Below are 6,676 nucleotides of genomic sequence, written 5' to 3'. Positions count from 1 at the left end.
CTGGATACGAATTTTCGGATCCGATTCCATATCGCCGCCAATAATATCAAGTTTAATGTCGCGCAGCATTATACGGTCCGGATCGCGTTGGTTCATGGTTACATCAACTGCCTGGTGTGGCCAGTATTGCATGGTGGTTCCGGGGTTACCAAAAACCATTGTAAAATCGCCGGGCTGGATACCTTTCATCGAAACCGGGAACGATTTTTTGGGTTTAAACGGCACATTATCGGGCGAGTACTCTGCCGGTTCGTTGTTCTCATCGGCATAAATACGGAACAGCGAAAAATCGCCGGTATGGCGCGGCCACATCCAGTTGTCGGTATCGCCGCCAAACTTGCCTATTGCCGATGGTGGTGCACCTACCAAACGCACATCTTTATACACTTTGTAAACGTAAAGGAAATACTGGTTGCCATAAAAAAGCGGCTTTACCGACGCGGTAAATTTCCCGTCGTTGCGGGCTTCTTTAATAATGCGATCGGTATTTTCGCTAATCTTTTTGTCTGCTGCTTCGCCATCCAGGTTTTCGATTCCGGCCAGTACTTTGTCGGTAACATCTTCCATGTATTCCAGAAAACTTACCGTTAATCGTTCGTTTGGCAGTTCTTCGTCGCGGCTCATGGCCCAAAAACCGTTGGTAAGGTAATCGTGTTCTACGGTGCTGTGCGACTGAATCTGGCGGTATCCGCAGTGGTGGTTGGTAATTAGCAGCCCTTCATCCGATATCAGTTCTCCGGTACATCCGCCGCCAAAAATTACTACGGCATCTTTCATGCTCGAGTGGTTTACATCGTAAATATCGTCGGCAGTGAGTTTAAAACCCATTTCCTGCATCTCTGCCAGGTTGTATTTTTCCAGCAGAATCGGTATCCACATGCCTTCTTTAGCCGAAAGCTGAAACAAACTAAAACCAAGTAACAATAGCAACAAACTCTTCTTCATCATCTTTAAAAAATTTAAAGCGATAAAGAGAATAAAAATGCGGAAATTAAAAAATGATTTAAAACATTTTGAAGACAGATTTGTCATAATATCTGACAGGATGCCTTAAAAAAGTTAATTTTGTGCAACTAGCAACAAATACTGAGTATGATTGATTTTTTACCGAGTAACAGTCTGATTCAATTACTAACGGCTTTTACTGCAATCGGAACAAGTATCCTCCTTTGGAAATTCAGAAAAGCTATTGAGGTACGTTTTCTGATTTTACTCGAAATTTTTGTTGCAATTTGGGCATTTTGTTACGCACTTGAATTTGGAACTACCGTTTTGGAAGAAAAAGTTCGTTACTCGCAAATGTCGTACCTGGGCATTGCATTTATTCCGCTTACTTACTTCTTTTTTACCACCTCTTACAGCCAGAATTTTCGCTTGGTAAATAAACGTACTATTCTTATTACGCTTTTGATTCCGGTAATTACGCTGATTCTGGTATTTACCAACGACAAACACGGGCTTATCTGGAAAGATTACACCCTGGACAGCAGCACCAACATACTGCATTACCAACATGGTATTTGGTTTTGGTTTTTCGATATCTATGCGTTTACGCTAATTGCATGGGGGATTTTTAACCTGGTTAGTTCAATTTCAAACTTTACGAGCTTTTACAAAAAACAAATACGTATACTAATCGTTGCCTCGCTTATTCCGGTAATGGCCAACCTGATGTATATTTTTAATATTAATCCGGTTCCGGGTTTCGACTGGACTACCGTTTCGTTTGTTTTAACCGGGTTGATTATTGCTTTAGGCATATTCCGCTATAAAATATTTGAACTTATACCGGTTGCACGCGAGAAACTGCTGAACACCATGAATGAAGGTGTTTTGGTAATAAACAGAAACGGGATTATTGAAGAAACCAACCCGGCGCTGATACAAACTTTTGGGCTGAACGAAAAAACATGCATACATTCCAACTTTGTGCAAACCTTTGAACAGTTTCCTGAAATTATTAAGCTTCTGCAGTCGGATGACGATCGGTTTACCGACTTTGAAATGCAACGCAATAAACAATCATTTTATTACCAGATACGGATTACTTCGCTACACAACCAGCTGGGAAAACTTAGCGGAAAACTGATGGTTTTAAGCGATGTTTCGTCGATACGCCGTACAAAAATTCAGCTTACCAAAAAGAACAACCTGCTAAAAGAACAAAACAGACGTAACGAAAAACTAATCGACGATTTGGATGCTTATGCCCATACGCTGGCTCACGATCTGAAAAACCCCTTAAGCGTAATCTTTTCATCAAGCGATATAATATTAGCCGCTGCTGAAGAGGGCGATATGGAAACGATTAAGGAATTTTCGGCGGTGATAAAAGAATCGTCGGCTAAAACCATAAGCGTAACCAACGAGCTGTTAAAAATGGCCACTGCCGGACACGAAGATGTTGAAACCGCACCGATTGAAATGGAACAGGTTTATACGGCAGCACTGGCGCAAATTACCGATAATATTCTCGATTACAAGGCTAGCATTGAAGTAGAAAACAGCTGGATAAATGCGCAGGCCTACGCACCGTGGATTGAGGAAATTTGGATAAACCTGTTATCGAATGCGATGAAATATGGTGGCGTTCCGCCACAAATTAAAGTGGGTTGCGAACTTAACGGACAAGGAATGGTAAAATACTGGGTGAAAGACAATGGCGATGGTATTCCGAAAGATCAGCACATAAACGTATTCCGGAAACATACGCGTTTGCAACCCGATAAAGCCGGCGGTTACGGACTTGGGCTATCGATTGCAAAACGTATTATCGAAAAGCTGGGCGGCAAAGTGGGTGTTGAAAGTAGCGGCGAAAAAGGCGGAGGCTCGCTGTTCTATTTTAAACTTCCGGCTGTAAGGGTTGAAGCACTTAATGAGGTGCGTTAAATAAACCGGCCCACCCCCAAAAAGGGCAGGCCGGAAAACCTCACAAATATCTGCCCACAGGCATTATAGTTATATTTATTCCGTGTCGTCGTTATTTTCGTCGGCACTGTTTTCTTTTCTTCCTTCGCGGGCAGCCAGCGTATCGTTATAGCGTTTTATTTTCTGATTCATAACAACAATAAAGTTTTCAATTTCGGGTGTGGCCATGCCAATTCTTACGTACGAATTTACCAGATCGGTGATTTCGCGGTATAGCGGACTCATTTTTTCGCGAACCACTTTTACATCGCCACTTGATTTATAACCTCTTTCGGTATCGCGTGTGTTTTGCAGGGTTTTAAAATTTTCCTGCTGGCTTTTATACAAAGGTAGCCAGGTATTAAGCCGAATACGGGTTACATGTTCCGTATTTTGGGGGTTTTCCATGTCTTGAATAAGGTTGCGTGCTTCGCTCGATTCGCTGTCGAATGAGCGTTTGCGGAAATCGCCGTACACATCGAAAATGCGGCGGATAATTTTAGCGCTTTCTACTTCTTCGGGTACCGGGCTGTGTAAATGCGCATCTACCATCAAATCCATAGCACGCCAGGTTCTTCCGCGTTCTTCGTCGGCTGACTGAACTTTCTCGGTTAATACACTTCCGCGATCAACACGGGTGGCTTCATCCAGTTCGTTGTACACGGCATTAAATCGTGTCATTAAATCGGTGGTTACTCTTGTTTCGGGGAAAATGCCGATAATGCCGGTTTTTAGGTCGGTAATAAGTTCGAAATACTCGCTGTTGCGTAAATAGGTTAGTGAAATAGAATTAACAAAATTCATAGTAAAAAATTTAAGGTTTAAAATTAATGTTGATGATTTTTATGATTCGAGGATTTAAGTTTTATTAATGGATGAGTATTAAATTGAGTAATAAAATTAAAACATATGCAAACAATTGTCAAGAATATAAAATATGTTTTACAGCAACTTACACTCCTTACAAGGTATTGTATTTCGTATTCCCCGGATTGTTAGCAATTGTATAAGAGCTACTTCACCACCTGCCCGGTTCTTTTGCTCCTGCTAAACGGTTTCTTGTTTTCAAAGGCAGATAAATTTTGCCCGATTTATCGACGCTTATTTTCGACGAATTCTCCGGGCCGCCTGTTTTTATCAGGCACAGAAGCGCGGCAATTTCCGGCAGGCCGGAAAATGCAATTCTGCCTTTCGTTACCATTTCCGGCAAGCCGGATTTTATTTCGCTGTTTTGCGTAAACTTTTCCGGGCCACCGGAAAAGGCTTTTCTCCTGTTCGGGAACATTTCCGGGCTGCCGGATTTTATTTCTCTTGTATGCGGGAACATTTCCGGGCCGCCGGATTTTACTACTCTTGCGTGCGGGAACACTCTTAATCAGCAGCTTACGTATTTTATCATTTATTTGCTTTTTACCGAAAATTATGTTTATTTTAAGGGCAGAATCAAAAAACTATTCCCGTTGAATACGCGCCCGCAAATAAAGCTTGAATATGCGAAACACGCCCAGCAGGACGTTCTCCTGATGCGGTTTCCCTTTAACTTTTCGTTAAAGGAAAAATTAAAGCAAACATTTCCGGTGTTATGGAGCAAGCAACTGCGAAGCTGGTATGTATTAAAACATGATTTCGACTATGATCGGTTTATGCAGGAATTTAAGGTTTTGGCTGATACGGACGATTCTTCATTAAAATTAAATACCCAGGCTGTTTATACGGCCCCGCTGAAACGAAATTACGATTACCGTAAAAACATAAAGCTGCCGAATGGGTACATGGAATTACTTCAACAAAAACGTTACAGCGAAAATACGACTAAGACTTACTCGGGCTATTTCAAGGATTTTATGCACTATTTTGAAGGCCTGGATTTATCTCAGATTGAATTGCAGGAAATAAATAATTACATCCTGGCTTTAATCCAGTCGGCTAATATTTCGGGGAGCGAACAAAATCAGCGCATCAATTCGATTAAATTTTACTATGAAAAGGTTCCGGGTAGAGACAAACAATTGATAAATATTGAACGACCACGCAAAGAAAAAGCATTGCCCGATACGCTGAGTAAAAACGAAATTCGGCTTATTTTGGATAATACGGCAAATATTAAACACAAATGTATGCTTGAATTGATATACTCGGCTGGATTACGCAGGAACGAGATTTTGCAAATGAAGCTAAAGGACATTGATTCGGAAAGGATGTTGGTTAAAATTTGTGGAGGCAAAGGTCGAAAGGACCGGTATTCGCTTTTATCTAAAAGTGTATTAACCCATTTGAAGCAGTATTTTATAGCGTATAAACCAAAATACTGGTTATTTGAAGGGCTGAACGGAAGCCAGTATTCAAGTACAAGTATTACGCGGGTTTTAAAGAAATCGGCCAAGAAAGCAAGGATTAAAAAAAGGGTTCATCTGCATATGCTCCGTCACTCGTTTGCCACGCACTTGCTGGAACAGGGTACTAACCTGAGGGTAATACAAAACTTGCTGGGGCATGAGAGCATTCAAACCACCGAGATTTACACTCATGTATCGAATTTAGAGTTAACGAAGGTTGTAAATCCAATTGATGAGATAATAAGCAACACATGAAAAGTACCATTTACAAGCATATAGTATTAGAAATGACACTTTTTGTTACAGATATAAAAAATATAATGTGCATAAATGATTTGTTACTGATACGTTGGGCGTCATTTAAAAAAAAGAAAATGAAGCACATTATTTACATATTAGGATTGATATCATTTATATCTTGTTCAAACTCAGATATTGATTTCGAAAGAGCTAGCTTGATAGTTAATAATCAAAAAATTGAATTACTTACTGCCAATGAGATATTTGAGAATTATTTGATTAAGAAAAGTGATTACTTGTCAAATGTAATTTCGCACATTGAAAATGAGTTTTTAGAAAATGCAGAATATCCATTTATTATTGAATCAATTAAGACTGAAATTACGCCGGATGAAAAACTTTTCGGTTTTACTGAAAAAATAAAAAATATTGACTTTAAAAAACTTACAGAACCATTCCTAAATAAAATCATCGCTGAGTTGCCTGGTCCTGACACAAAAATTTTGTTTATTCCATCAAATCCAGCATTTGTTGACTTTTTTAGAAATTATCAAATTGGAGTAACTGCAATTACTGTCGGAACAGGAAAAATTATTGTATCAATAGACCCGACATCAAATAATTGGCAGGAACAATTGCCATATGTTCTTGCTCACGAATATCATCACAGTGTATGGACATCAAGAAACTTTAAAACAAAAGACTTCACTCCGTTAGAATATCTGATTTTTGAAGGTCGAGCAGATTCTTTTGCAAAACAATTATATCCAGAAGTTAATAGTCCGTGGACAAATATGATTAACCAAGTAGAAGAAAAAAAGGTTTGGAAAATAATAAAACCTGAATTGAATAAAAGAGAGACTAAAATGAACGACTTAATGATGATTGGCAACGATGAAATTCCATATTGTAGTGGTTATACAATAGGATTTAACATAGTTAAAAAGTTTAAGGAAAACAATCCGAATATAAATGATAAATCCTTAATTGACATGGAACCTGAAATAATTTTGGAATTAAGTGAATATGAAAAATAAAAAACGAACACCCAGTCGAGTAGACGGCCGGTGAGCCAATAGCCCACCGGAGCGCCTCTCACACCACCGTACGTACGGGTCTCGTATACGGCGGTTCGCTAAGCGTCAATACCATGCTCTTTTCACCATGATAGCTATGTCCGAGTTTAGGATATG

At 39.6% G+C, this 6,676-nt stretch carries 6 protein-coding genes; 3 read left to right on the top strand and 3 right to left on the bottom strand.

Going from position 1 to position 6,676, the window contains the following annotated elements:
* Positions 1 to 945, bottom strand: a 945-nt coding sequence (locus tag ABZB17_RS18910) for a S46 family peptidase (RefSeq protein ID WP_372652515.1), incomplete at its 3' end; no start/stop codon positions are given.
* Positions 946 to 1,092: 147 nt separating this feature from the next.
* Here ABZB17_RS18910 and ABZB17_RS18905 point away from each other — a divergent pair.
* Complete coding sequence (locus tag ABZB17_RS18905) at positions 1,093 to 2,889, top strand: histidine kinase N-terminal 7TM domain-containing protein (protein ID WP_372652513.1); 1,797 nt, start codon at positions 1,093 to 1,095, stop codon at positions 2,887 to 2,889.
* 75 nt (positions 2,890 to 2,964) lie between these two features.
* On the opposite strand, the gene ABZB17_RS18900 is transcribed toward ABZB17_RS18905, so the two are convergent.
* Both ABZB17_RS18900 and ABZB17_RS18895 read right to left on the bottom strand, forming a co-directional pair.
* The gene (locus tag ABZB17_RS18900) at positions 2,965 to 3,711 is read right to left on the bottom strand and encodes a DUF6261 family protein (RefSeq protein ID WP_372652511.1); all 747 of its coding nucleotides are present in this window, start codon (positions 3,709 to 3,711) and stop codon (positions 2,965 to 2,967) included.
* Positions 3,712 to 3,925: 214 nt separating this feature from the next.
* A complete protein-coding gene (locus ABZB17_RS18895) occupies positions 3,926 to 4,234 on the bottom strand; it encodes a hypothetical protein (RefSeq protein ID WP_372652509.1) in 309 nt (102 codons plus the stop codon).
* Between the two features lie 133 nt (positions 4,235 to 4,367).
* On the opposite strand from ABZB17_RS18895, the gene ABZB17_RS18890 reads away from it, so the two are divergent.
* Positions 4,368 to 5,498: a tyrosine-type recombinase/integrase gene (locus ABZB17_RS18890; protein WP_372652507.1), complete on the top strand. Its 1,131-nt coding sequence runs from the start codon at positions 4,368 to 4,370 to the stop codon at positions 5,496 to 5,498.
* A 119-nt stretch (positions 5,499 to 5,617) separates the two neighbouring features.
* Positions 5,618 to 6,520 carry a DUF2268 domain-containing putative Zn-dependent protease gene (locus tag ABZB17_RS18885; RefSeq protein ID WP_372652505.1) on the top strand — a complete coding sequence of 301 codons (903 nt, stop codon included), beginning with the start codon at positions 5,618 to 5,620 and terminating at the stop codon, positions 6,518 to 6,520.
* The last annotated feature ends 156 nt before the right edge of the window (positions 6,521 to 6,676 follow it).

Origin of the sequence: Draconibacterium sp. (assembly GCF_041583095.1) — a bacterium.
Lineage (GTDB): Bacteria > Bacteroidota > Bacteroidia > Bacteroidales > Prolixibacteraceae > Draconibacterium.
This window is presented reverse-complemented; position numbering and strand designations above follow the sequence as displayed.

Coding starts and splice junctions, on each gene's coding strand:
- ABZB17_RS18905 (WP_372652513.1), top strand. CDS start 1,093: ATGATTGATTTTTTACCGAGTAACAGTCTGATTCAATTACTAACGGCT.
- ABZB17_RS18900 (WP_372652511.1), bottom strand. CDS start 3,711: ATGAATTTTGTTAATTCTATTTCACTAACCTATTTACGCAACAGCGAG.
- ABZB17_RS18895 (WP_372652509.1), bottom strand. CDS start 4,234: ATGTTCCCGCATACAAGAGAAATAAAATCCGGCAGCCCGGAAATGTTC.
- ABZB17_RS18885 (WP_372652505.1), top strand. CDS start 5,618: ATGAAGCACATTATTTACATATTAGGATTGATATCATTTATATCTTGT.